Origin of the sequence: Mesorhizobium loti, assembly GCF_003148495.1 — a bacterium.
Taxonomy (GTDB): Bacteria; Pseudomonadota; Alphaproteobacteria; order Rhizobiales; family Rhizobiaceae; genus Mesorhizobium; species Mesorhizobium loti.
Genome location: NZ_QGGH01000023.1, coordinates 40,613 through 63,203, shown reverse-complemented (window position 1 = coordinate 63,203; position 22,591 = coordinate 40,613). Strand labels below are relative to the sequence as shown.

24 protein-coding genes are annotated in these 22,591 nt (G+C 62.2%); 9 read left to right on the top strand and 15 right to left on the bottom strand.

Annotated features, from left to right (window positions below; translation table 11 throughout):
• Window positions 1–47: 47 nt before the first annotated feature.
• Window positions 48–251 carry a dodecin family protein gene (locus C8D77_RS35380; RefSeq protein WP_109672334.1) on the bottom strand — a complete coding sequence of 68 codons (204 nt, stop codon included), beginning with the start codon at window positions 249–251 and terminating at the stop codon, window positions 48–50.
• A gap of 145 nt (window positions 252–396) precedes the next feature.
• On the opposite strand from C8D77_RS35380, the gene C8D77_RS35375 reads away from it, so the two are divergent.
• Entirely contained in the window at window positions 397–999 is a 603-nt protein-coding gene (locus tag C8D77_RS35375; RefSeq protein WP_109672332.1) for a hypothetical protein, read from the top strand.
• Window positions 1,000–1,107: 108 nt separating this feature from the next.
• Here the strand turns inward: C8D77_RS35375 and kdsA are convergent, their stop codons facing one another.
• The 4 genes from kdsA to C8D77_RS38920 form a co-directional block, all read right to left on the bottom strand.
• Window positions 1,108–1,953 carry a 3-deoxy-8-phosphooctulonate synthase gene (gene kdsA / locus C8D77_RS35370; protein WP_109672330.1) on the bottom strand — a complete coding sequence of 282 codons (846 nt, stop codon included), beginning with the start codon at window positions 1,951–1,953 and terminating at the stop codon, window positions 1,108–1,110.
• Complete coding sequence (locus C8D77_RS35365) at window positions 1,950–2,840, bottom strand: VOC family protein (protein WP_109672328.1); 891 nt, start codon at window positions 2,838–2,840, stop codon at window positions 1,950–1,952. The genes kdsA and C8D77_RS35365 overlap by 4 nt, the downstream gene beginning before the upstream one ends.
• Before the next feature lie 117 nt (window positions 2,841–2,957).
• A complete protein-coding gene (locus tag C8D77_RS35360) occupies window positions 2,958–3,248 on the bottom strand; it encodes a Dabb family protein (RefSeq protein ID WP_109672325.1) in 291 nt (96 codons plus the stop codon).
• Between the two features lie 98 nt (window positions 3,249–3,346).
• Window positions 3,347–3,475, bottom strand: coding sequence for a hypothetical protein (locus C8D77_RS38920; RefSeq protein ID WP_281036067.1), 129 nt, complete (start codon window positions 3,473–3,475; stop codon window positions 3,347–3,349).
• 6 nt (window positions 3,476–3,481) lie between these two features.
• On the opposite strand from C8D77_RS38920, the gene C8D77_RS39010 reads away from it, so the two are divergent.
• The 3 genes from C8D77_RS39010 (at window position 3,482) to C8D77_RS35350 (ending at window position 6,218) form a co-directional block, all read left to right on the top strand.
• Window positions 3,482–3,766: a DUF1365 family protein gene (locus C8D77_RS39010; RefSeq protein WP_342770067.1), complete on the top strand. Its 285-nt coding sequence runs from the start codon at window positions 3,482–3,484 to the stop codon at window positions 3,764–3,766.
• Between the two features lie 59 nt (window positions 3,767–3,825).
• Window positions 3,826–5,082: an SAM-dependent methyltransferase gene (locus C8D77_RS35355; protein WP_109672360.1), complete on the top strand. Its 1,257-nt coding sequence runs from the start codon at window positions 3,826–3,828 to the stop codon at window positions 5,080–5,082.
• Between the two features lie 137 nt (window positions 5,083–5,219).
• The gene (locus C8D77_RS35350) at window positions 5,220–6,218 is read left to right on the top strand and encodes a glycerophosphodiester phosphodiesterase family protein (protein WP_109672323.1); all 999 of its coding nucleotides are present in this window, start codon (window positions 5,220–5,222) and stop codon (window positions 6,216–6,218) included.
• 36 nt (window positions 6,219–6,254) lie between these two features.
• Here the strand turns inward: C8D77_RS35350 and C8D77_RS35345 are convergent, their stop codons facing one another.
• A complete protein-coding gene (locus tag C8D77_RS35345) occupies window positions 6,255–8,231 on the bottom strand; it encodes a bifunctional 2',3'-cyclic-nucleotide 2'-phosphodiesterase/3'-nucleotidase (RefSeq protein ID WP_109672321.1) in 1,977 nt (658 codons plus the stop codon).
• 148 nt (window positions 8,232–8,379) lie between these two features.
• Window positions 8,380–9,645 carry an NAD(P)/FAD-dependent oxidoreductase gene (locus C8D77_RS35340; RefSeq protein ID WP_109672319.1) on the bottom strand — a complete coding sequence of 422 codons (1,266 nt, stop codon included), beginning with the start codon at window positions 9,643–9,645 and terminating at the stop codon, window positions 8,380–8,382.
• Window positions 9,646–9,811: 166 nt separating this feature from the next.
• Between C8D77_RS35340 and C8D77_RS35335 the strand changes: the two genes are divergently transcribed.
• Window positions 9,812–10,462 (top strand): 5-formyltetrahydrofolate cyclo-ligase, encoded by a 651-nt coding sequence (locus C8D77_RS35335; RefSeq protein WP_109672316.1) that lies wholly within the window; start codon window positions 9,812–9,814, stop codon window positions 10,460–10,462.
• Here the strand turns inward: C8D77_RS35335 and C8D77_RS35330 are convergent.
• On the bottom strand, window positions 10,459–10,932 hold the full coding sequence (locus tag C8D77_RS35330; protein ID WP_010909317.1) for an Lrp/AsnC family transcriptional regulator: 474 nt from the start codon (window positions 10,930–10,932) through the stop codon (window positions 10,459–10,461). The genes C8D77_RS35335 and C8D77_RS35330 overlap by 4 nt on opposite strands.
• A gap of 156 nt (window positions 10,933–11,088) precedes the next feature.
• Between C8D77_RS35330 and ald the strand changes: the two genes are divergently transcribed.
• The gene (gene ald / locus C8D77_RS35325) at window positions 11,089–12,204 is read left to right on the top strand and encodes an alanine dehydrogenase (RefSeq protein ID WP_109672313.1); all 1,116 of its coding nucleotides are present in this window, start codon (window positions 11,089–11,091) and stop codon (window positions 12,202–12,204) included.
• A 227-nt stretch (window positions 12,205–12,431) separates the two neighbouring features.
• Here the strand turns inward: ald and C8D77_RS35320 are convergent, their stop codons facing one another.
• The 6 genes from C8D77_RS35320 to C8D77_RS35295 all read right to left on the bottom strand — a co-directional run bounded on the left by C8D77_RS35320 (window position 12,432) and on the right by C8D77_RS35295 (window position 17,001).
• Window positions 12,432–12,899, bottom strand: a complete 468-nt coding sequence (locus C8D77_RS35320; RefSeq protein WP_109672311.1) for a DUF1203 domain-containing protein — start codon at window positions 12,897–12,899, stop codon at window positions 12,432–12,434.
• Window positions 12,900–13,088: 189 nt separating this feature from the next.
• On the bottom strand, window positions 13,089–13,646 hold the full coding sequence (locus tag C8D77_RS35315; protein ID WP_109672308.1) for an OmpA family protein: 558 nt from the start codon (window positions 13,644–13,646) through the stop codon (window positions 13,089–13,091).
• Window positions 13,647–13,763: 117 nt separating this feature from the next.
• A complete protein-coding gene (locus C8D77_RS35310) occupies window positions 13,764–14,327 on the bottom strand; it encodes a GNAT family N-acetyltransferase (protein ID WP_109672357.1) in 564 nt (187 codons plus the stop codon).
• A 5-nt stretch (window positions 14,328–14,332) separates the two neighbouring features.
• Window positions 14,333–15,184 (bottom strand): 3-mercaptopyruvate sulfurtransferase, encoded by an 852-nt coding sequence (gene sseA / locus C8D77_RS35305; RefSeq protein WP_109672304.1) that lies wholly within the window; start codon window positions 15,182–15,184, stop codon window positions 14,333–14,335.
• Window positions 15,185–15,223: 39 nt separating this feature from the next.
• Window positions 15,224–15,967, bottom strand: a complete 744-nt coding sequence (locus C8D77_RS35300; RefSeq protein WP_109672302.1) for an alanyl-tRNA editing protein — start codon at window positions 15,965–15,967, stop codon at window positions 15,224–15,226.
• Entirely contained in the window at window positions 15,967–17,001 is a 1,035-nt protein-coding gene (locus tag C8D77_RS35295; RefSeq protein ID WP_109672299.1) for a cysteine synthase A, read from the bottom strand. The genes C8D77_RS35300 and C8D77_RS35295 overlap by 1 nt, the downstream gene beginning before the upstream one ends.
• A gap of 226 nt (window positions 17,002–17,227) precedes the next feature.
• On the opposite strand from C8D77_RS35295, the gene C8D77_RS35290 reads away from it, so the two are divergent.
• Window positions 17,228–18,049 (top strand): SDR family oxidoreductase, encoded by an 822-nt coding sequence (locus C8D77_RS35290; protein ID WP_109672296.1) that lies wholly within the window; start codon window positions 17,228–17,230, stop codon window positions 18,047–18,049.
• Window positions 18,050–18,145: 96 nt separating this feature from the next.
• Window positions 18,146–19,120: an alpha/beta hydrolase gene (locus C8D77_RS35285; RefSeq protein WP_109672293.1), complete on the top strand. Its 975-nt coding sequence runs from the start codon at window positions 18,146–18,148 to the stop codon at window positions 19,118–19,120.
• A 102-nt stretch (window positions 19,121–19,222) separates the two neighbouring features.
• On the opposite strand, the gene C8D77_RS35280 is transcribed toward C8D77_RS35285, so the two are convergent.
• Window positions 19,223–20,647: a DEAD/DEAH box helicase gene (locus C8D77_RS35280; RefSeq protein ID WP_109672290.1), complete on the bottom strand. Its 1,425-nt coding sequence runs from the start codon at window positions 20,645–20,647 to the stop codon at window positions 19,223–19,225.
• Window positions 20,648–21,057: 410 nt separating this feature from the next.
• Here C8D77_RS35280 and C8D77_RS35270 point away from each other — a divergent pair, with 410 nt between their 5' ends.
• Entirely contained in the window at window positions 21,058–22,590 is a 1,533-nt protein-coding gene (locus C8D77_RS35270; RefSeq protein WP_109672285.1) for an acyl-CoA carboxylase subunit beta, read from the top strand.
• Window position 22,591: the final 1 nt, after the last annotated feature.

Sequence of the window (22,591 nt, the reverse complement as noted above, 5' to 3'; positions counted from 1 at the left end):
TGAGGGGCGCGGGCGAAAGTTCCCGACTTTTTTCGGCGACGATCGGTTCACTCCGTGAGGATGAAGGTGACCTTCATGTTGACGCGATAGGCAGCAATCTTGCCGTCTTCGACAACGATCTTCTGATCCTGGATCCAGGCGCCTTCGACGTTCTTCAGGGTTTTCGAAGCGCGCGCAATTCCCTTTTCGATGGCGTCCTGAAAGCTCTTCTTCGACGATGATGTGATTTCGGTGACGCGGGCAACAGACATGGCTTCCTCCTGCCAAAACGCTCATTTGCCGGGCAAGCGTACAGCCGGCTTATGCCGATCACAAGCGCTGGCGCCCCTGGGACCATTGTCATGCCGCCGCCCGGCGTGGCATTGAAGGGGCGTCCAGTCGTTTGGGGAGGCGGCAATGGCCCGAAGGCGCAGTCAGCAGCCAGCAGCGGCGCAGCCGCCGGTGGTCGACGCCAATGCCGCCAACGCGTCCAGCGGCTACTTCTTTGCCGGCGCCATGGTGCTGATCGCCATCCTGATCCCCTGGTATTTCGAGCTGCCGCTCAACTTCGATGTGACCGACCGCGAATTCAATCCGCTCGTCTTCGTACCGGTCGTGTTCGCGGTGATCGGGCTCTACGCGTTGCCAAAGGCGATCCGCGACACGCTGCGCGTGCGCAAATTCGGTGCGACGACACTGCAGGCCGGCCCGGCAAGACCCGGCGGACACTTCGAGGGCCTGGTTCGCTCCAGCCGCGACCTCAGCCCCAGCGGCGACTACACCGTCCTACTTCGTTGCATTCGCACCTACCGCGTCGGCGGACCAATTGTGAACACCATCGCGGAGGACAAATCGACCTACAAGGAAGAACTCAAATACCAGGAAAAGCTCGTCGTCCCGCGTGGTTCGGTGCAGTCGAGCGCGGGCATCCCTTTGCGTTCGCAATCCCGGCGGACGCGCTGCCATCCAACGGACCGCCGGTCTACGAGCGCCAGCACGGTAATGTCCGCTGGATCCTGACGGTCACGGCGCCGATGCCGGGCGTCGACTATTATGCGGTGTTCGCGATCGACATGAGGCGGTCGGGCCAGAACAACTGATGCGATGCCGGAAGTATCCTCGGACGTTTCAGAGGCCCTTGGCGATGCGGTCGAATGCCATCAGCCGCTCAAGCAGGGCCGGCATGTCCTTCAACGGCAGCATGTTCGGGCCGTCGGAAGAGGTCGAGTTGTCGGGATCCTGATGGGTCTCGATGAACACGCCGGCAACGCCGACGGCGACAGCCGCGCGGGCCAGCGTCTCGACAAAGCGGCGTTCACCACCCGAGGATCCGCCCTGCCCGCCCGGCTGCTGCACCGAGTGCGTGGCGTCGAAGATCACCGGCGCGCCGATCTCGGCCATGATGGGCAGAGCACGCATGTCGGACACCAGTGTGTTGTAGCCAAAGGACGCGCCGCGCTCGGTGGTCAGCACATTGGCGTTGCCGGAGCCGGTAATCTTGGCGACGACGTTCTTCATGTCCCAAGGGGCGAGGAATTGTCCCTTCTTCACGTTGATCACCTTGCCGGTTTTGGCGGCGGCGACCAGCATGTCGGTCTGGCGCGACAGGAAAGCCGGAATCTGCAGGACGTCCACATGCGGCGCGACGATGGCGCACTGCTCCTCGGTGTGGACATCGGTCAGCACGGGGAGTGAAAATTCCTTGCGCAGTTCGTCGAAGACGGGAAGGGCTGCGTCCATGCCGGCACCCCGGGTCGCGGACAGTGAGGTGCGGTTGGCCTTGTCGTAGCTGGTCTTGTAGACGAGGCCTATGCCGAGCTTGCCGGTCAGTTCCTTCAGCGCGCCGGCCATGTCGAAGGCATGCTGGCGCGATTCAAACTGGCAAGGGCCGGCGATCAGCGACAGCGCCGCATTGTTGTCGAAGACGACATTGCCGACGGTTACCGACGAATTGGGCGCTTGCGGCTTGCTCATGGGATCTCCCGGAAAATGAAAGCCGCGCCCTGTCCAGGCGCAGGCTGCACGACAATATCATTGCCCGCTATATCGTGTTGGATGGAATTGGCTGCAAGCAGCCTCGATGTGACATCGGCGCACCGGACCGAAAAGACCACAGCGGCGAAGCGAAGGTCCGTCGGCGCGCCAGCCGGCAGGCCAAAGCGCGCGGTGAAAGACGCGCGGTCAAGCACGGTCAAATCTGCATTCGGCAAGTGAAACGTGCCGCCATGCCCATTGGCGGTCGGAGCGTCCACCGCCACGGAAATCAGCCGACGCTGTACTCCAGGCGCATCGCTGACCGCAACGATCTCGACAATTCCGGTGGCGCCGTTGGCGTGGGCCTGCAAAGCCGCGCGGTCCACATCAGGCGCGTTGACCCGCTCGCAGGCAAACAGGAAGGCGTCCGTGGCCCCGGCCCCGGCCGCGAAGGCGAGCTTGAACGATGCGATGTCGCTTTTGCCCGCCGTGTCCGTGAAGGCGCGCGAGAAGCTCAGCATGTCGCCCGCCGAGATGCCTGCTTCGAGGTAGCGCGCATGGTCGGCGTCGACGTTGCCGGTTGCAAGGACCATCGCCGAAAAGCCCTCATCGCCGTTGCTCTCGCGATAGATGCGGTCGCGCGTGACGAACACATTGCCCTTTGCAATGGCCTGCGTCGCGGCCCGTTCATCACCGATCGCCAGCGGCTCCAGATAGGCGCCATCGGCGAGGAACACACAGCAGTTTTCGGTTCCGAAGGGATGGATGCCGGTCGGGGCAACGACGAAGCCAAGCGCGGTGAGCCGGGCTCGCGCCACCTCAAGGCTCTGCGTCGGCAGCACCAGATGATCGAGAGGATGAGTGCCAATGGCAGTGGTTCGGGTCATGCAGGCGCGATGTGCATCATTCCGCAAACCGGTTCAAGACATGATCGCAATCCCGACCGGTCCACCAAGCTATTTCACGGGCAGTCGAAAAAGACACCGTCGGGAGCGTGGCCTCGATCAGCCGCTGGCCACGACATCGGCGGAATAACGCAGTTCGCGCATCGGTTTGACCTTGCTGGTGGTCTGCGCGTAGAGGGGGTGCGCCTTGTAGGCGGCCAGCGCGGCGTCATCGGCGAATTCCGCATAGACGACCACGTCGACCTCGTCCGACAGCGGATCGACCTTGGTGTTCAAGGTGACCTCGAAAAGGCTGGAATGGGGGATGTTGCCGAGCGCCAACAGACCGGTGCGCACGGCCTCGACATCCTCTTTACGCCGCGCGCTGAAGAAAACGATATGTCGGATCAACCCCGCCTCCTCGATCAAAATGCTGGGGTCTTTTGTGACGGCAGGACGGTGGCGTCAATCGACAAGGATGTCGCGGCTGCCAGTCGTTCGAATGGACGCTAGCCGGTGACGGATCGCACGACGTGCGAGACACCCCTCACCGTGGAGTCCAGATACCGGCCCTGATTGTATAGGCCGTCCCAGATCAGGAAAAACGTGATGGCGGCAATGACGACTACATAACGCATGGCTAAATCTATCGCACAAGCAAGGGAGCAGCCATAGGCGTTTTTGGCGCGTTCGGCCCTTGCTGTGTAAAAGGCAGATCCACGCCAGCGAGAGCGACCCCGCTTGGCACAGCCCCGTTTGCAGCCTGCCTCTTGAAGTCCCCCCTCATGACGTGGAAGATTGTCGCAGGGATTCACTGGGAAGTGCTGAAGCTCAGGGGAAAAGGAGCGCGCGCTTTTCGTTCGAGCCCGCCCTTCACTCAGCCGGTCAGCACCCGTGATGAGGCAAAGGCGTTCGAACCCGGCGAATGATCCAAGAGAACCGCGGCCCGGCAATTTGCGCCGACACCGCGGAAATCCAGGGGCGTGAGATGGCACACAAGGAACATTTTGGCGCAGCATTGAGCGACGCGGTCAGGCTGGACGAATTCAATTTTGCCGAGATCGTCAAGGGCCTGCCGGCCAAGGCCCGCATGGTGCTGTCAGCGGCGATGAACCTGCCACGCGGGTCGCTCAAGGTCAGGATGCCGGACGGGCGCGCCGTCCTCGTCGGCGGCAAGGGACCCGGCCCGGACGCCGAACTGGTGCTCAAGAACTGGCGCTTGCCGGGCCGCGCCTTTTCTGGCGGCACGATCGGCGTTGCCGAATCCTACATGGACGGCGATTGGGACAGCCCCGACGTGACCAGCTTCCTGGAGCTGTTCGTGGTCAATTCGGTCGTCGGCGAGCGTATCGCGGGCGGCACCAGCTGGCTGATCAATACCGTCCAGCGCATTCGCCACTGGTTCAACCAGAACACGCGCACCGGCTCGAAGCGCAACATCTCGGCGCATTACGACCTCGGTAACGCCTTCTACAAGGAATGGCTCGATCCGAGCATGACCTATTCTTCGGCGCTCTACACGACAGGTGCCAACGACCTGGAAAGCGCGCAAGCCGCCAAATATCGTGCGTTGGCGAAGGATACAGGGATAGGTCCGAAGGACCACGTGCTGGAAATCGGCTGTGGCTGGGGCGGCTTCGCCGAATTCGCAGCACGCGAGATCGGCTGCCGGGTGACCGGGCTGACGATCAGCCGCGAGCAGCACGATTTCGCCAAGGCGCGTATCGCCAAGGCCGGGCTTGCCGACAAGGTCGACATCAAGCTGCAGGACTATCGCGACGAAACCGGCACCTATGACCGCATCGCCTCGATCGAGATGTTCGAGGCGGTCGGCGAGAAATACTGGCCTGTGTTTTTCGGCAAGATGAAGGCCTGCCTGAGGCCCGGCGGCACCGCCGGCCTGCAGATCATCACCATCAACGAAGCCGCCTACGATACGTATCGCGCAAGGCCCGATTTCATCCAGCGCTACGTTTTCCCGGGCGGCATGCTGCCGACGCCGTCGATCCTGAAAGCACTCGGCAAGGATCACGGCCTTGCCCATCTGCGCGAGCGCGTGTTTCCGGACGATTACGCGCGTACGCTCGCCGAATGGCGCCACCGGTTCTGGGCGTCATGGGAGAAGATCGTCCCGCTCGGCTTCGACGACCGCTTCAAGAAGCTCTGGGAGTTCTACCTGCACTATTGCGAGGCCGGATTCCGCGCCAGCTACATCGACGTGCGCCAGGTGGTCTACAAGGCGTAAGTCGAGAACGCTCTTCGATTCATTGCCGCTGACCAGGCGATGTCGAGCATGATCTCGATATCGTCGCTCGGTCGCCGTCAAAAAGTCCAATCGCGAAGCAGGATGCCGCGCAGGACGGACGAATCGGAAATCACCTGATGCGCAAACGGACGATCTTCTTCGGCGTCATTGTTGTCGCTGCGGCGGGCATCCGGCTCAACAACACCTCTCTGTTGTCGAGCCGCGCCGGCAGCCCGGAGGTGCTCGCCCATCGCGGCCTTGCTCAGGACTACGCACGTGAAGGTATAACGGGTGAGACTTGCACGGCCAGTCGCATGTTGCCGCCGCGCCATGCCTACCTCGAAAACACGATCCCCTCGATGGAGGCCGCCTTCGCGCTGGGCGCTGACGCGCTTGAACTGGATGTCCACCCGACGACGGACGGCAAGTTCGCCGTCTTCCACGACTGGACGCTGGATTGTCGCACGGAAGGCAAGGGAGAAACACGCAACCATTCCATGGCCGAGTTGAAGACGCTCGATGTCGGCTATGGCTACACCGCGGATGGCGGCAAGAGTTTTCCCTTTCGCGGGACGGGTATCGGCATGATGCCATCGCTGGATGAGGTTCTGTCGCATTTCCCGGCCCACCGCTTCAACATCAACGTCAAGAGCAACGACCCGGGCGAAGGCGAAAAGCTGGCCGCACGGCTCGCCACGCTGTCGCCTGCCGAACGCTTCTATCTGTCGGTCTATGGCGGCGACAATCCGGTTGCCGCGGTCAAGGCCGCGCTACCGGACATGCATACGCTAAGCCGCGCGTCGCTGACGCAATGCATCCTGCGCTATGCCGCGATTGGCTGGAGCGGCTACGTTCCAGATGCCTGCCGCAATGGCACCTTGCTCATCCCCGTCAACATCGCAAAATGGATGTGGGGTTGGCCAAACCGGTTTCTCGATCGCATGCAAGGCGTCGATAGCCGCGTCTACCTGCGCGGCCCTTATTCCGGCGGCGACTTTTCGCAAGGGCTCGACGATCCCGAACTGATCAAGCAGCTGCCGAACGGCTATTCCGGCGGCATTTCCACGGATGCGCTGGATCTCATCATGCCTGACATCAAGGAGCGGTTCGCGCCGCCGGCTGAATCCACGCCATAGGGCCTGGATTCGAGCCGACCCGAACCGAACCACCCTTCAAAGCAGGATGCGGTATTTCGCGAATCCTGCTTCGCCCTCACCCGCCGGCTCGATCTTCAGCAACTTCACCTCGGCAATGAAATCCTTCGCCCTGGCGCCGGTTTCGAACACGGCGCTGGTTCCAGGCAATGGTGCGAACGACCAGTTGCCGTCCGCCGACGGGTTGATCGTGCCCTCGCTGACGATGTAGCGAACGATGACGTCGCGATTGGTGTCCGGCGCTTCGTAGATGATCTTCGAGGCATTGATGTCGGGGAAATTGCCGCCGCCGCCGGCTCGGTAATTGTTGGTCGCAACGACGAATTTTTGTTTGGGATCAATTGGTTTTCCATCGAAACTCAGGTCGACGATACGGTTGGCGCCGGCGTTCGCCAGCCCGCCCTTGGCATCGTATTTCGGCGGCTGCGACAGATCTATCCTGTAGGTGACGCCGTCGATGACGTCGAAATTGTAGGATGGGAAGTCGGTGTTGATCAGGGCCTGATCGGCCTTCCCTGGCTCGATCCGGTTGAAGATGCCGGCCGACATTTCCAGCCATTCCTTGACCTGCGCACCGGTGATTTCGACCGCACGCACGGTGTTGGGATAGAGGTAGAGGTCGGCAACGTTCTTGATAGCGATATCGCCTGCCGGCACGTCGGTATAATAGTCGGCGCCGTTGCGCCCGCCGGCCTTGAACGGAGCGGCCGCCGACAGCAGCGGCACATCCTTCCATTGCGTGTTCTTGAGAATGTCCCTGAGGTACCAGGTCTGCGCCTGGCTAACGACCTGCACCGACGGATCGTCGGCGACCAGCGCGAAATAGGAATAGAGCGGCGCGGAGGTCTTGCCGACGGGACGCCGCACATACGCCAGTGTCGCCTGGTGGTCCTGCTCGAGTGCCGCGATGATGCGCTTGTCGTCGGGGACAGTCGGCTTGTTCTTGTTGTCGACGCGCTCGAAGATCGGCCGCGCCTCGGAAGTGGCTGAAACGACCTTCCATTTCGACCCGTCGCGTTCCAGCATCAGGTCGATCAGCCCCATATGCGAGCCCCAGAATCCACCCATGACGGCGGGTTTGCCCTGCAGCGTGCCTTTCTGCGTGTCGACACCTTCAAGCGACTGGAAGTCCTTCTTGCCGGGGAACACCAGATGCTGGTGACCGGTGAACACCGCATCGATGCCATCGACACCGGCGACAAAGAACGAAGCGTTCTCCATCATGTCGCCCTGCTTCACGTCGATGCCGGAATGCGAGAGCGCGATGACGATGTCGGCGCCCTCTTCCTTCATCTGCGGCACCCAGGCCTTGGCCGCCTCGACGATGTCACGCGTCTTGACGCTGCCTTCGAGGTTCTTGAGATCCCAGACCATGATCTGCGGCGGCACGAAGCCGATGATGCCGATCCTGATCGGCAGTTCGGCGCCCGAACCGTCCTTGATCTTCTTGTCGAGGATGACATAGGGCTTGAGGTAGAGTTTGTCGTCGCGCGGGTTCGCGGCCAGCTCGGTGCCGCGGATCAGATTGGCGCAGACGAAGGGGAAATTAGCGCCGGCCAGCACCTTGTCCAGGAATGACAGGCCGTAGTTGAATTCGTGGTTGCCGAGCGTCGAGCACTCGTAGCCGAGCAGGTTCATGCCTTTCATGATCGGATGCAGGTCGCCGTCCTTCAGTCCCTTCTCATAGGCGATGTAGTCGCCCATCGGGTTGCCCTGCAGCAGGTCGCCATTGTCGATCAGCATGGAATTCACGGCTTCCTTGCGTACGGCGTCGATCAGGGAAGCCGTACGCGACAGCCCCATCGAGTCGTTCGCTTTGTCGGCGTAATAATCGTAAGGCAGCACGTTCACATGGATGTCGGTGGTTTCCATGATCCGGAGATGCGCCTGGTTACCTTGAGCGCGGGCGGAGAACGGATGCAGCATGATCAGTGCCCCTGCGGCGGCGCCCGCAAGGAGATCGCGGCGGGACACGGGATGGAGCAGTTGCGACATGTTTTCTCCTTCGACGACGTAACAGGCCCTGCCCCAAAGCGAATTTCGCTCTGAAACTCATCCAAGTCCATTCAAGAAGTTGCGCGCGCCAAACATCAGTCGATCAGCAACAGATGACGCGCGGATGAACATACGCAGCCGAAGAAGATCAGCCCTTGTCGTCGTCGCCCTGGGTGATCAGCCGCGCGCTGCGCTGGCCCGTCGCGTAGATCCATAGCCAGCTCAACGAAACCGCAAGCCGGTTGCGAAAGCCGATCAGGAAATAGATGTGAGCAATCCCCCACAGCCACCAGGCCGCCCAGCCGGTCAGCTTGATCCAGCCGAAATCGATCACCGCGGCGCGCTTGCCGATCGTGGCGAGATCGCCGTCATGCCGGTAGCGGAACGGCCGCGCGACGGTGTCGCCGGCAAGCCGCGCCTTCAAGGTGGTGGCAACATGCCGGCCCTGCTGCTTGGCGGCTGGTGCTACGCCGGGAACGGGCCGCCCGTCAGGCCGCAGGACATGAGCGGCATCGCCGATGACGAAAATCTCCGGGCTGCCAGGCACGCTCAGATCAGGCTCGACCAGCACCCTGCCCGCCCGGTCCGCGGCCGCGCCGAGCCATTCGGCGGCTGGTGAAGCGGCAACGCCCGCCGCCCACAGGATCGTCTTCGCCGCCAATTGCTTGTCGCCGAAGACGACGCCCTCGGCGTCGCAACGCGTAACAGCCCGGCCGAGTTCGATCGTTACGCCCAGCCGCTCGAGCGCTTTGCCGGCATAGTCGGAAAGTTTCGGTGCGAAATTGGCAAGGATGCGGTCACCGGCTTCGATCAGCACCACGCGCGTTTGCCGCGTGTCGATGTTGCGAAACTCGCCGTGCAGCGTGTCGTGCGCGAGCTCGACGATGGTGCCGGCCAGCTCAACGCCGGTCGGCCCGCCGCCGACGATTGCAATGGTCAGCAGCGCCTGGCGTTTGGCGGGATCGGTTTCTCGCTCGGCCTGCTCGAAGGCCAAAAGAATGCGCCGCCGAACCGTGGTGGCGTCCTCCAGCGTCTTCAGGCCGGGCGCGAAAGACTCCCATTCGTCATGGCCGAAATAGGCGTGGCGGGCACCGGTGGCGAGCAGCAGCGTGTCGTAAGCGACCGCGCTACCGTCATCGAGCAGGACTTTTTTGCCGGCACGATCGATGCCGACAACATTGGCAAGCAGCGTCGTCACATCCTTGCGCTTGCGCAGGAGGTGGCGGACCGGCCAAGCGATCTCGGACGTCGCCAGCGCCGTGGTCGCCACCTGGTAGAGCAGTGGCTGGAAAAGGTGATGGTTGCGCTTGTCGATCATGGTGATGCGCACCGGTGCGCCACCAAGCGCTCGCGTGAATTCGAGACCACCGAAACCCGCGCCGACAACGACGATACGAAGGCTGGCCTGGTTCATCTCAATTCACCCCTGACGGGCAATATTGCCTGCCCCAAATGTAGGTACTTTTGTGCAACGCAGCAACAGACCGCCGGTGCCTGAGACTCGTCGTTCCATGTCGTGAATGCACATGTTGTATCGTATCGCGAGGTATAGCGTCATCGAACACGCGATGAGGTGAGGCATGGCCGACGATCATGACGATGAGGCTCCGGCGCAATATTCTTCGCCGCCCTGTTTCATGCATGAACTCGATCCGGAATTCCGTGCGCCTCTAAGCGACTGGACCGATGTTAGGCGCTGGCGCAAGGCCGAGCGCGAACGCCTGATCGCCGCGCGTCTTGCCGTTTCGGCCGACGCGCGAACCGTCATGTCGCAACGCATCGCCGAAGGCCTCGACGCGATCATCGGCGAGATCGCCGGCCGCATGGTCAGCCTTTACTGGCCGTTTCGCGGCGAGCCGGATCTACGGCCATGGATGGCGTCCATCAATGAACGCGGTGGCCGCACAGCGCTGCCTATCGTCGTGGAGAAAGGGCAACCGCTGATCTTCCGTACCTACAAATCCGGAGATCGGCTGGAAAAAGGCATCTGGAACATCCCGATCCCCGCCGAGGGCGATCCGGTGCTGCCCGACATCGTCATCTCGCCGATCGTCGGCATCGATCCGTCAAACTATCGCCTGGGCTATGGTGGCGGCTTCTTCGACCGCACACTGGCCGCCATGCCATTCAAGCCGCTGGTCATCGGCGTCGGCTATGAGCTGCAGCGTATCGCGACCATCTATCCGCAACCGCACGATATCCCGATGGATCGGATCGTAACGGTGACCTAGGCCATTTCCGGCTTCATGCCCATGGCGGTCCGGTCGACGATTTCGCGCAAGGCAAAGGACGAATTGATCTTGGTCACATGCGGCATCGCCGACAGCCATTCCTTGTGGATGCGCTCATAGTCGACGAGATCCTTTGCCGCGATGCGCAGGATGTAGTCGTATTCGCCCGACATCAGATGGCACGACAGCACGTTCGGGCAGCGCTTGATCGCCGCCTCGAAATCCGACAGCGTCTTCTCGAACTGCCCCGACAGCGATATGTGCACGATCGCCGTCATCTGGTGGCCAAGTGCTGCATTGGAAAGCCGGGCGTGGTAGCCGCGGATGGTTCCGGATTTCTCCAGATTGTCGAGCCGGCGCGAACAGGCCGACTGCGACAGGCCAACCTTCTCGGCAAGTGCTGCATTGGGTATCCTGCCATCCTTCTGCAGAGTCTCGAGAATGGCGATATCAATCCTGTCGAGCGGCATTTTTCGTGAATCCTGCGAATATCCTGCTATTTTGCGCAACAATTATCGAAACGCGCCCATCCGCGCAAGCGCATTCGCAAACACCTGCACACCGATTCGTGGTTCACTCCATCCATACAGGGAACGAGCCCAAAAGGGCCGGATCAGGAGAAGAAAATGCGCGTCGGCTGCCCCAAGGAAATCAAGAACCACGAATATCGCGTCGGCCTCACCCCCGGCTCGGTCCGCGAATATGTCGCCCACGGCCACGAAGTGCTGGTCGAGACCGGCGCCGGGGCCGGCATCGGCGCCGATGACAACGCCTACCGCGCCGCCGGCGCCACGATTGCCAAGACGGCCGCCGACGTGTTCGCCAAGTCGGACATGATCGTCAAGGTCAAGGAGCCGCAGCCCAACGAATGGGCGCAGCTGCGCGAAGGCCAGATCCTGTACACCTATCTTCATCTTGCCCCGGACCCGGAACAGACCAAAGGCCTGCTTGCTTCCGGCGTGACGGCAATCGCCTACGAGACCGTGACCGACGATCGTGGCGGCCTGCCGCTGCTGGCACCGATGTCGGAAGTCGCCGGACGTCTGTCGATCCAGGCCGGCGCCACGGCGCTGCAGAAGGCCAATGGCGGCCGCGGCGTGCTGCTGGGCGGCGTGCCCGGCGTGCTGCCCGGCAAGGTCACCGTGCTCGGCGGCGGCGTTGTCGGCCTGCACGCTGCCAGGATGGCGGTCGGGCTTGGAGCCGATGTCACCATCATCGATCGTTCGATCCCGAGATTGCGCCAGCTCGACGACCTCTTCACCGGTCGCGTCCATACCCGCTACTCGACTGTCGAAGCGCTGGAAGAAGAGTGCTTTTCGGCCGACATCGTCGTCGGCGCGGTGCTGATCCCGGGCGCTGCGGCGCCCAAGCTGGTTTCGCGCGAAATGCTCTCGGGCATGAAGAAGGGCTCGGTGCTGGTCGACGTCGCCATCGACCAGGGCGGCTGCTTCGAGACCTCGCATGCCACCACTCACGCCGATCCGACCTACGAGGTGGACGGCGTCATCCACTATTGCGTCGCCAATATGCCGGGCGCCGTGCCGGTCACGTCAGCCCATGCGCTCAACAACGCGACGCTTCACTACGGCCTGCAGCTTGCCGACAAGGGCCTGAAGGCGCTGGTCGACGACCATCATTTGCGCAACGGCCTCAATGTCCACAAGGGCAAGATCACCAACCGGGCGGTCGCCGAAGCACTCGGCTACGAACTGGTCGAGCCGAAAGCGGTTCTCGCTGCCTGATTTCACGAAAAGACAGCTTCCTCCCGTCTCACCCGCCGGTTCCATGCCGGCGGGTTTTTCTTTGGGGTAGGAGCGGGCAACAAAAAAGCGGAGCCAAAGCCCCGCTTCCTCGATATCGAGATTTGCCGCCGGTTCATTCCGCGGTCGGCAAATCGATCGACAATCGCTTTCTATCGCGATTGTGCGACGGGAGTACGACAGCGTCTCCCGTCGGCAATCCCGGCGCCTCATGCGCGCTCGATGCGGCACTGGTAGCAATTGTTGCGCGCCGAGCGGACATGGACGTAGGCGATATCGTCCCGTTCCAACAAGGTGGCGGCCCGCGCGGTGATGTCTCCGGTTGGGATGACACCGCCACTGCCATAGACGATACGATCATCGCTGCCATAGCCGCGCACGATATAGTTGGGGCTTTCGAGAATCTCGGGAAGTGCTTCGCTCCCGGCGGCACGGTCGCATTCCTCGGCATGCAGGAAGATCGGCCCGGTCTCGGCATAGGGCTGAAGCTCCGGGAATGGCCGGTAGGCCAGAATGAGGTAAGCGTCACCGGCGGCGATGTTTCTCAGGCAATGCCGGCAAGGCATGCCGTCACCGTCGGAAATTCTGCGCTCGGGCGTCTGGCCATAAGCGTCGGAGCCGCCGCGCTGCAGAGCTCTGACATCTTCGGTCGGCAATGCCTTGAACTGGATTGTCATGGTGAAATCTCCGGTGTCGTTGACCGGAAATTATGCCCTCAGATCCACGCTTCCCACCCGATTCCCGCCAAATGTCGAAGGACCGATCGACTTTCTGCGATCGCTCCCGGACCAGATCTGTTCACATCAGTTGTCCCTTCAATCCGGCATGATTAGCCAGATAAACAATTCATGTCGTCCTTCGTGAGGTCAGCGTATGAAATCGTCGAAGCGGCGCAACGTCACCCGGCGATTCTGCCAATTCTCGTTCTGCGTCTGCACCAGCAGGAACTCCTCACCGTAACCAACGGTTTCCAGTGCATAGCCGGGCACACCGAATTCGCGCACCAGCGTGCGTTTGAGCGAAGCGGCGCGCTGTTCGGACAGGGCCTGGTTCGACTGGAAAGAACCGACGGCGTCGGTATGGCCCTCGATCAGCACGCGGGCGCCCGGATCGCGGCGCAGGATGCGCCGCAGCGCATCGGCGATGTTTTCGATCTTGTCGTATTGCGAGTTGGAAATGGCCGCCGAACTGAAGGCGAAGTTGATCGACTGGATATCGATCGAGCGGGCCATGCGGCGCAAATCCGGGCGCCGCTTGAATTCGCGGATGGTGACGCGCTCGTTTGGCCGCAACTTCACCCGGGGTGCTGCCTCAAGCTTCCGCTCGATCGTCGCGGCCGAAGGCGTGGTCGCCTGGGCGGCGGCAAGGCTCGGCATGGCAATGGCCGCGATCAGCGCGGCGGCAAGTGTACGGCGGGTCAGCATATTTTCGTCTCCTTCGGCCTTGGCCGCATTGATGGTGCGGGCAACATGCCGAAGGCAGCCTGAAGCGCCGATGAACGGCGAGTTCAGATTCCAGCTGATGTCAGATTCCGGCTGGTGTCACGGCCGCATGACGCTGGCCGAGCGTTCGGCGAACGGCAGCGGATGCACGGTCTCCTTCTTTTGCGCCACCGGTGCAAAACCAAGCTTCTGGTAGAGTGGCAAAGCCGCGGGATGATCGAGCGTGCAGGTCTGCACCGTCACCCGCTTCGGTCCGTACGACCATGCGGCGGCGATGGCAGAGCCCAGGAACCAGCGGCCGATGCCTTGCCCGGTCGCATGTTCCATCATGCCGAAATAGGCGAGTTCGACTTCTTCCGGCAGATGCGGCTTGAGATCGAAGAAGCCGGCCGGTGCGCCGTCGAGGTAGAGCACCCTGATGTCGCGGTCTTCGCGGTGGATGCCGGCGGAAAGCTCGTCATCATCCAGCCGCAGCACATTGACCCAGTGCCATTTGCGCCCCACCCGGTCCATCAGATACCGATAGAAATGCAGCGGAATATCCTTGGTCTTCAGCAGCGCGACCTGACGGTTGTAAGGCACAGGCGGCGAATAGGCCGGCGGCACATGCATCTCGAGGAACGTCACCGTGACTTCGATGTCTTCCAGCACGCCGTTTTCCATCGTCTTCATTCCTTGCCAGTCACGACAGGCGTGTCGGAAAGCCCACCCCACTCCGTCCATGAGCCGTCGTAAAGCCTGTTGTCGGTATGGCCAAGCGTTTCCAGCGCCAGCGTCACCACCGCGGCTGTAATGCCGGAACCACATGAGGTGACGACGGGTTTCGACAGATCGATGCCGGCGTCCTCGATCACCTTGCGCAGGCGGTCCTTCGACAACAGCTCGCCATTTTCCGACAGCGCCGAATAGGGCAGACTGCGCGCGCTAGGCATATGGCCGGAGCGGATACCCGCGCGCGGTTCAGGCTCGGTGCCGGTAAAGCGGCCCGGCCCACGGGCATCGGCGATCTGGCTCGCCCTGGTGTCGACGATCCTGCGCATGTCAGCGAGGCTGGCAACGCGCCCGGCGTCGAAATCGGCATGAAACACGCCTGGCGCGATCTTCGTCGGTTCGGCCGTTACCGGCCGGCCGGCGGCTTTCCAGCCATCGAAGCCGCCGTCTAGAATATAGGTCTGGAAGACGCCCATCACCCGGAACATCCACCATGCCCGAGGTGCGGAGAAGAAACCCGGACCGTCATAGACGGCGATGGTGTCATCGGCCGAGACGCCCATGGCGCCCACATACTGGGCGAAATGCTGCGGCGACGGCAACGTATGCGGCAGGGACGAATCCGGGTCAGAAACAGTATCCTGATCCAGGAACCGTGCGCCCGGAATGTGCGCCGCCTCATATTCACCGCGCGCATCGCGCTTTTGCGCCGGAAGATACCAGGACGCGTCGACAATCGTCAGGCCCGGCTCGCCGAGACGCTGCTGCAGCCAGTCTGCGTCGATGGTGAAAGGACTGTCTTGGGCCATTCTTGTTCTCCTGCTCGCCTTTTGGCGATCACTGTCTGTTTAGACCGCCGGCATCGGGCCGAAGCGGATGCGGAAGCGCCTGTTTTCGCGGCCCTTCTTCTCGATCTTGCCGATGTGGATTTCGCCGACTTCGCCGGTGCTTTTGACATGGGTGCCGCCGCAGGGCTGGCTGTCGACGGAGGCGTTGTCACCGATGCAGACAAGGCGGATCTTGCCGGTGCTGACCGGCGGCCGGACGTTCTTGGATTTCACCAGGCCGGGGTTGGCGGCCAATTCCTCGTCGCTGATCAGCCTGACAAAGATCGGGTGGTCGGCCCGCACCAGCTCCATCAGCCCTGCGGTGACGTCCTCCTTGGTGAAGCCGGCATCGGGAGCATCGAAATCGACACGGCTGTCGTCTTCTGAAACCGAAGCACCCGTGATCGGGAATGGGCAGACGACGGTGAGCAGATGGCAGGCAGCATGCATGCGCATCAAGAGATGCCGCCGCTCCCAGTCGATCGCCAGCCTCACCTTCTCGCCGACCTGCGGAACCGCTTGCTCCGGCGCCGGCACATGGATGATCTCGTCCTTGGTCTCGCCGGTAATGGTGGCGGCGATGGCGATGCGGCTGCCGTCGCCGCGCTCGAAATATCCGGTATCGCCCGGTTGGCCGCCCGAAGTGGCGTAGAAGATCGTCCGGTCGAGAATGATGCCGCCGCGATCGTTGATGGCGGCGACCGTTGCCTCAGCCGTCTTCAGATAAGCATCGTCGCGAAACAGCGCTTCCGTCTTGTGCGCCATCAGGCGACTTTCTCGAACGGCACCGAGATCTTGCTCTTCAGTTCCATCCAGCCCGGCACCGGCAGCTGCTTCTCGCGCAGGAATTCCGGGTTGAACAGCTTTGACTGATAGCGTGAGCCATAGTCGCAAAGAATGGTCACGATGGTGTGGCCGGGCCCCAATTCCCTGGCCAGGCGGATCGCGCCGGCAATGTTGATGCCGGTCGAGCCGCCGACGCAAAGGCCCTCTTCCTGGATCAGGTCGAAGACGATCGGCAGCGCCTCCTCATCGGGGATCTGGAATGAAAAATCCGGCGTGAACCCTTCGAGATTGGCGGTGATGCGCCCCTGCCCGATGCCTTCGGTGATCGAGCTGCCTTCGGACTTCAGCTCGCCGCTGGTATAGAAGGAGTAGAGCGCAGCCCCTAGCGGATCGGCGAGCGCGATCTTCACATCCTTGCTTTTCGCCTTTAGCCCGAAGGCGACGCCGGCCAGCGTTCCGCCCGAACCGACCGCCGAGACAAAGCCATCGACCTTGCCGCCTGTCTGGTTCCAGATTTCTTCCGCCGTGGTGCGAATATGGCCGTCACGGTTGGCGACATTGTCGAACTGATTGGCCCAGATGGCGCCGTTCGGCTCGGTCCTTGCCAGTTGCTCGGCCAGCCGCCCCGACAGTTTCACGTAATTGTTGGGGTTCTTGTATGGCACCGCAGGCACCTCGATCAGCTCGGCGCCGAGCAGTTTGATCGTGTCCTTCTTCTCCTGGCTCTGTGTGTCCGGAATGACGATGACGGTGCGGTAGCCGAGCGCCTTGGCGACCAGCGTCAACCCGATGCCGGTGTTGCCGGCCGTCCCTTCGACGATGACGCCGCCTGGCTTCAGCAGCCCACGCTGCTCGGCGTCGCGGATGATGAACAGGCCCGCGCGATCCTTGACCGACTGGCCCGGATTCATGAATTCGGCCTTGCCCAGGATCTCGCAGCCGGTTTGCTCGGAAGCTTTGTTGAGGCGGATCAGAGGCGTGTTGCCGATCGCGTCGATCACAGAACGGGGCATTCAGGATTCCTTGTGTGCATGCGCCGAAACCCTAGAAACCCGACGCTTCGGTTTCAAGGCAAGAATTTGTCTGGTCCAGTCGCATTTGCGGTACTGTAGTTGCGTCAACGCTTCCCGAGACCGACCTCTTGCGCCACTGTTCATTTCCGGCTGACGTTGAAAAGCAGCTTTTCATTCGATTTCTTCACGGCTAGAGCAAAGCACCAACAAGTCGACAGGGCGCAGCATGACACTCTATCGGGCCAACCCGAAGCACGGCGTCGCCTGGATCACGGGCGGCTCAAGCGGTATCGGCAGAGCGCTGGCCAGGGATCTTGCGTCCCAGGGCTATGCCGTGGCGGTGACGGCGCTCGACGACGATCCGATCGACACGCTTGTCGTCGAGACCGCACAGATGCCGGGCAGCGTCACGGCCTTTCCCTGCGACGTCACCGACGAGCCGCGCATGGCAAGAACCGTCGCCGCGATCGAGAAGGAGCTCGGCCCCATCGTGCTCGCCATCTTCAATGCTGGAAACTACATTTCGACGCCGGGTGAAAATCTTGTCGTCAACGACTTTCGCCGGACCTTCGAGGTCAACTATTTCGGCATCATCAACGGCCTGGTGCCCGTCATCGAACGCATGCGTGTGCGGGCACGCGGCCATGTCGTGCTGGTCGGCTCCGTCACGTCCTATTTCGGCTGGCCGACAACGGCCGCCTATGGCGGCACCAAGGCGGCAATCAACATCCTGGCCGAGTCGCTGAAGTATGATTTCGACAAAATGAACGTACGCATCCAGGTGTTCAATCCTGGCTTCATCGACACTCCGCTGACCGAGAAGAACATGCTGCCGATGCCGGGACTGATGCCGGTCAGCCGCGCATCGCGCCGCATGGCGCGGGGCATCAAGTCCGGCGGCTTCGAAGTCACCTTCCCGCGCCGGACAAGCTGGCCTCTGAAACTGCTCGGCCTGCTGCCGAGGCCGCTGTGCAGAGGGGTGATCAGCCTGACGACCAGCTGGAAGGCGCGGCCGCTGCACTACGACCGCAAGCCGCCAATCGAATAGATCCGCTGACGAAGTTGGCAGGCGCGCTGCTTCGGGCCGCGTTTGCCTGTTGGTGGCCGCTGCCATAGGTTGAGATCGTATTGCGTGGAGTCTGCGATGGGGCGACGGATCGTGCTTGCTGTGCTGGGCCTTGTCGCCATCCTCGCACTGGCCTTCGTGCTCGGCCCACGCGTTCCCGTCGACACCACGATCCGTTTCGATCCCTCGGTCATCGGCGACGATCCGCAGGCCTATGTGGCAAAGGTGGAAGCTGCGGTACCCGGAATCCGCGACGGGCTGGAGAAGGAGATCGTCTGGGCCAATCCGATGGTGCATGCCAAGACGCCGCTGTCGATCGTCTACATACACGGCTTTTCCGCATCGAAGGGCGAGGTCCGCCCACTGCCCGACGACGTGGCCGACCAGCTCGACGCCAACCTCTTCTACACCCGCCTCACCGGTCATGGGCAGGACGGCGCGGCGATGACGCAAGGCAGCATCAATGCCTGGGTCAACGACTATGAGGAGGCGCTCGCCATCGGCCGGGCGATCGGCGACAAGGTGATCGTCATCTGCACGTCGACCGGCGGCTCGCTGGCGGTATGGGCGGCGACGCAGCCGGGCGCTTCGGACGGCGTCGCCGCGATCGCGTTCATCTCGCCGAATTTCGGCGTGAAGGCTTCGGGCGCCGAAATCCTGACCATGCCGTGGGGCAAACAGATTGCAAAACTCGTCGCCGGCAAGGAACACAGCTTCGTGCCGCGCAACGCGCTGAATGAAAGATTCTGGACCACCCGCTATCCGATCGAAGCGACCTTGCCGATGCAGGCGCTGACCGAGCTTGCCTATGGCGCGCCGGTGGAGAAGGCGACCATCCCTGCTTTGTTCATCTTCTCGGATTCGGACAAAGTGGTGCGGCCCGATCGCACCCGCGAAATTGCCGGGCGCTGGGGCGCGCCGCATGAACTGGTTCCGGTCGACGACACGGGCGATCCGGACAACCATGTCATCGCCGGCGACGCGCTGTCGCCATCGACCACGACCTTTCTCGCGCAGAGGATCGCCGTCTGGGTCGAGGCAGTGGTGAAGTAGCAGATGAAGAAAGGGCGACAGAAGCATCGCTTCAGCCGCCCTTTCCTAGTCGGTCTCGGCAATCAGCCAGGCCAAGCCTAACTGATTACAACGCGGTCTGGCTTACGCAGCCCGCGCAGCCGGGCGCTTGCCGCCGAAGCGGCGCTTGTTATTGCCCTTGAAGGCCGGCTTGGCGCCTTCCGGCTTGCGCTCGCCAGCGAAAGCTGGCTTGTCGCCAAAGCGCTTCTTGCCAAAGCCGTTGCCTTTGTTCTCGCCACCGGGCCGCCTGCCGTCGCGACGACCATTGCGGTCGTTGCGGTCATTGGCCGGCTCGAAGCGTTCGTTCTTTTCAGCCGGATTGCGTACCGGATCCGGGCTGCCGAGATGGTCGGCAACGATCGGCAGCTTGGTGCGGATGATGCGCTCGACCTGGCGCAGCTTGCTGTTCTCGGAAGGATCGCAAAGCGTGATAGCGATGCCGTCCATGCCGTTGCGGCCGGTGCGGCCGATACGGTGGACATAGCTCTCCGCTTCGTCAGGCAGATCGAAATTCACGACATGGCTGATGCCGGGCACGTCGATGCCGCGCGCCGCAATGTCGGTCGCCACCAGAATGCGCACCGAGCCCTCGCGGAAATCGTTGAGCGCCTTCTGACGTGCATTCTGCGACTTGTTGCCATGGATGACCGCGGCCTTGAAGCCGTCGCGCTCGAGGTCCTTGGTCACCCTGTCGGCACCATGCTTGGTGCGCGAAAAAATGATGACGGACTTCATCGCCTCATCGGCGAGCATCGTCGACAGCACCTGGCGCTTCTGCTTGGTGCGGGCAAAGACGACGCCTTGCACGATTTCGGCCGCTGCCGTGCTTTGCGGCGCGACTTCGACGCGGATCGGGTTCTTCAAGAGGCCCTTGGCCAGTTCGGCGATTTCATTGGGCATGGTCGCCGAGAACAGCACCGTCTGACGATCGGGCGCGGTCGCCTTGGCGATGCGCTTGACGTCATTGATGAAGCCCATGTCGAGCATGCGGTCGCCTTCGTCCAGCACCAGCCATTTGGTGTCGGCAAGCACGAGGTCGCCTTCACGCACCAGATCGGTCAACCGACCGGGCGTTGCGATCAGGATGTCGACGCCGGGAGCAACCTTCTTCACCTGGCTGAAGCGGGAGACACCGCCAAGCACGAGCGCGGTCGAGACATGCGCGCCCTTGGCGAGGATCTTGATGGTGTCTTCGATCTGCACGGCGAGTTCGCGCGTCGGCGCCAGAATCAGCGCACGCGCCGTCTTCGGCCGGCGCTTGGTGCCGAGGGCGATGATCTTCGACAGGATCGGCAGCGCGAAGGCCGCGGTCTTGCCAGAGCCGGTCTGGGCGATGCCGAAAATGTCACGGCCTTCCATCTGCGGCGGGATCGCCTGCGCCTGGATCGGCTTCGGCTCGGTGAAGCCGGCGTTGTGGGTGGCCTTGAGCAGCGCGCCCGTAATACCCAGTGCCGCGAAACCGGTGAGTTCCGCAGTGTTGCTACCGGGCAAAGTGTTTTCGTTGGTCAAAATAATCTTCTTTCACGCGGCTTCTGGCCGCAAACATCGATGGCGGCAGGGCGCAACCTGCCGTCGAAAAAATTGATATGAAACGACAAGGCGGGCGGACGGTAACGTCCACTCGGCTGCGCTGTCGTGCCCGCAGGCATCATGCCACGGGGCTTTTTCGCCGCTTTGTGATGTACCGGAAAGAGGGGCCGATATACCGGAAAGAGGGAAAACAGACGCAACCAGTCTCATTCGTCGAGAAGGCCGGATTCGTTCCCGGCCCAAGCGCCTATGGGCTGCATATGGCTGAGTTCGCCCCCAATTGCAAGGGGCTTCATGTTGCAGCGCAGCAAAACGCATGGCGCAAGCGGCGCTTGCGCTCGCTTGCCGGCACGATTACCACGAAATGCCGCTGGCTTGGGAGGTAATCGATGAAAGACGTGCTGAAGGAACTCGAGCGCCGCCGCGAGATCGCCCGCATGGGTGGCGGCCAGGCTCGCATCGACGCCCAGCACAAGAAGGGCAAGCTCACCGCGCGCGAACGCATCGAGGTGTTTCTCGACGAGGGCTCGTTCGAGGAATTCGACATGTTTGTCGAGCATCGTTCGACCGATTTCGGCATGGAGAAGACCAAGATCGCCGGCGACGGCGTCGTCACCGGCTGGGGCACCGTCAATGGCCGCCCGGTCTACCTCTTCGCCAAGGACTTCACCGTGTTCGGCGGCTCGCTGTCGGAAGCCCATGCCGAGAAGGTCATCAAGGTGCAGGAGATGGCGCTGCGCAACCGTGCACCGATCATCGGGCTTTATGATGCCGGCGGCGCGCGCATCCAGGAGGGCGTGGCGGCGCTTGGCGGCTATGCCGAGATCTTTCAGCGCAACGTGCTCGCCTCCGGCGTGATTCCACAGATTTCGGTGATCATGGGGCCTTGCGCCGGCGGCGACGTCTATTCGCCTGCCATGACCGACTTCATCTTCATGGTGCGCGACACCTCCTACATGTTCGTCACCGGGCCGGATGTGGTGAAGACCGTGACCAACGAAACGGTGACCGCCGAGAGCCTCGGCGGCGCTTCCGTCCACACGACCAAATCGTCGATCGCCGACGGCGCCTATGACAATGATGTCGAGGCACTGTTGCAGATGCGCCGGCTGGTCGATCTGCTACCGGCCTCCAACACATCGGAGCTTCCCGAGATCGAATGCTACCAGTCGGTCACCGACCATGATTTGTCGCTCGACCGGCTGATCCCCGACAACGCCAACAAGCCCTACGACATCAAGGAACTGATCATGAAGGTCGCCGATGAAGGCGATTTCTTCGAGATCCAGCAGAATTTCGCCAAGAACATCGTCACCGGCTTCGGGCGGGTCGAGGGCCGCACCGTCGGCTTCGTCGCCAACCAGCCGATGGTGCTGGCCGGCGTGCTCGATTCCGACGCCAGCCGCAAGGCAGCGCGGTTTGTGCGCTTCTGCGATTGTTTTTCGATCCCGATCGTCACCTTCGTCGACGTCCCAGGCTTCCTGCCCGGCACGGCGCAGGAATATGGCGGCCTGATCAAGCATGGCGCGAAACTCCTGTTCGCCTATGCCGAAGCCACCGTGCCGAAGATCACCGTCATCACCAGAAAAGCCTATGGCGGCGCCTATGACGTGATGGCCTCGAAACATCTGCGCGGCGACATGAATTATGCCTGGCCGACGGCGCAGATCGCGGTGATGGGCGCTAGGGGCGCGGTCGAAATCATCTACCGCAAGGACATCGGCGACGCTGAAAAGATCGCAGCCCATACAAAGGCTTACGAGGATCGCTTCCTGTCGCCTTTCGTCGCCGCCGAACGCGGCTATGTCGACGAGGTGATCATGCCGCACTCGACCCGCCGCCGCCTTGCCCGGGCACTGCGCATGCTGCGCAACAAGGACATGCAGAACCCCTGGAAGAAGCACGACAACATCCCACTTTGAG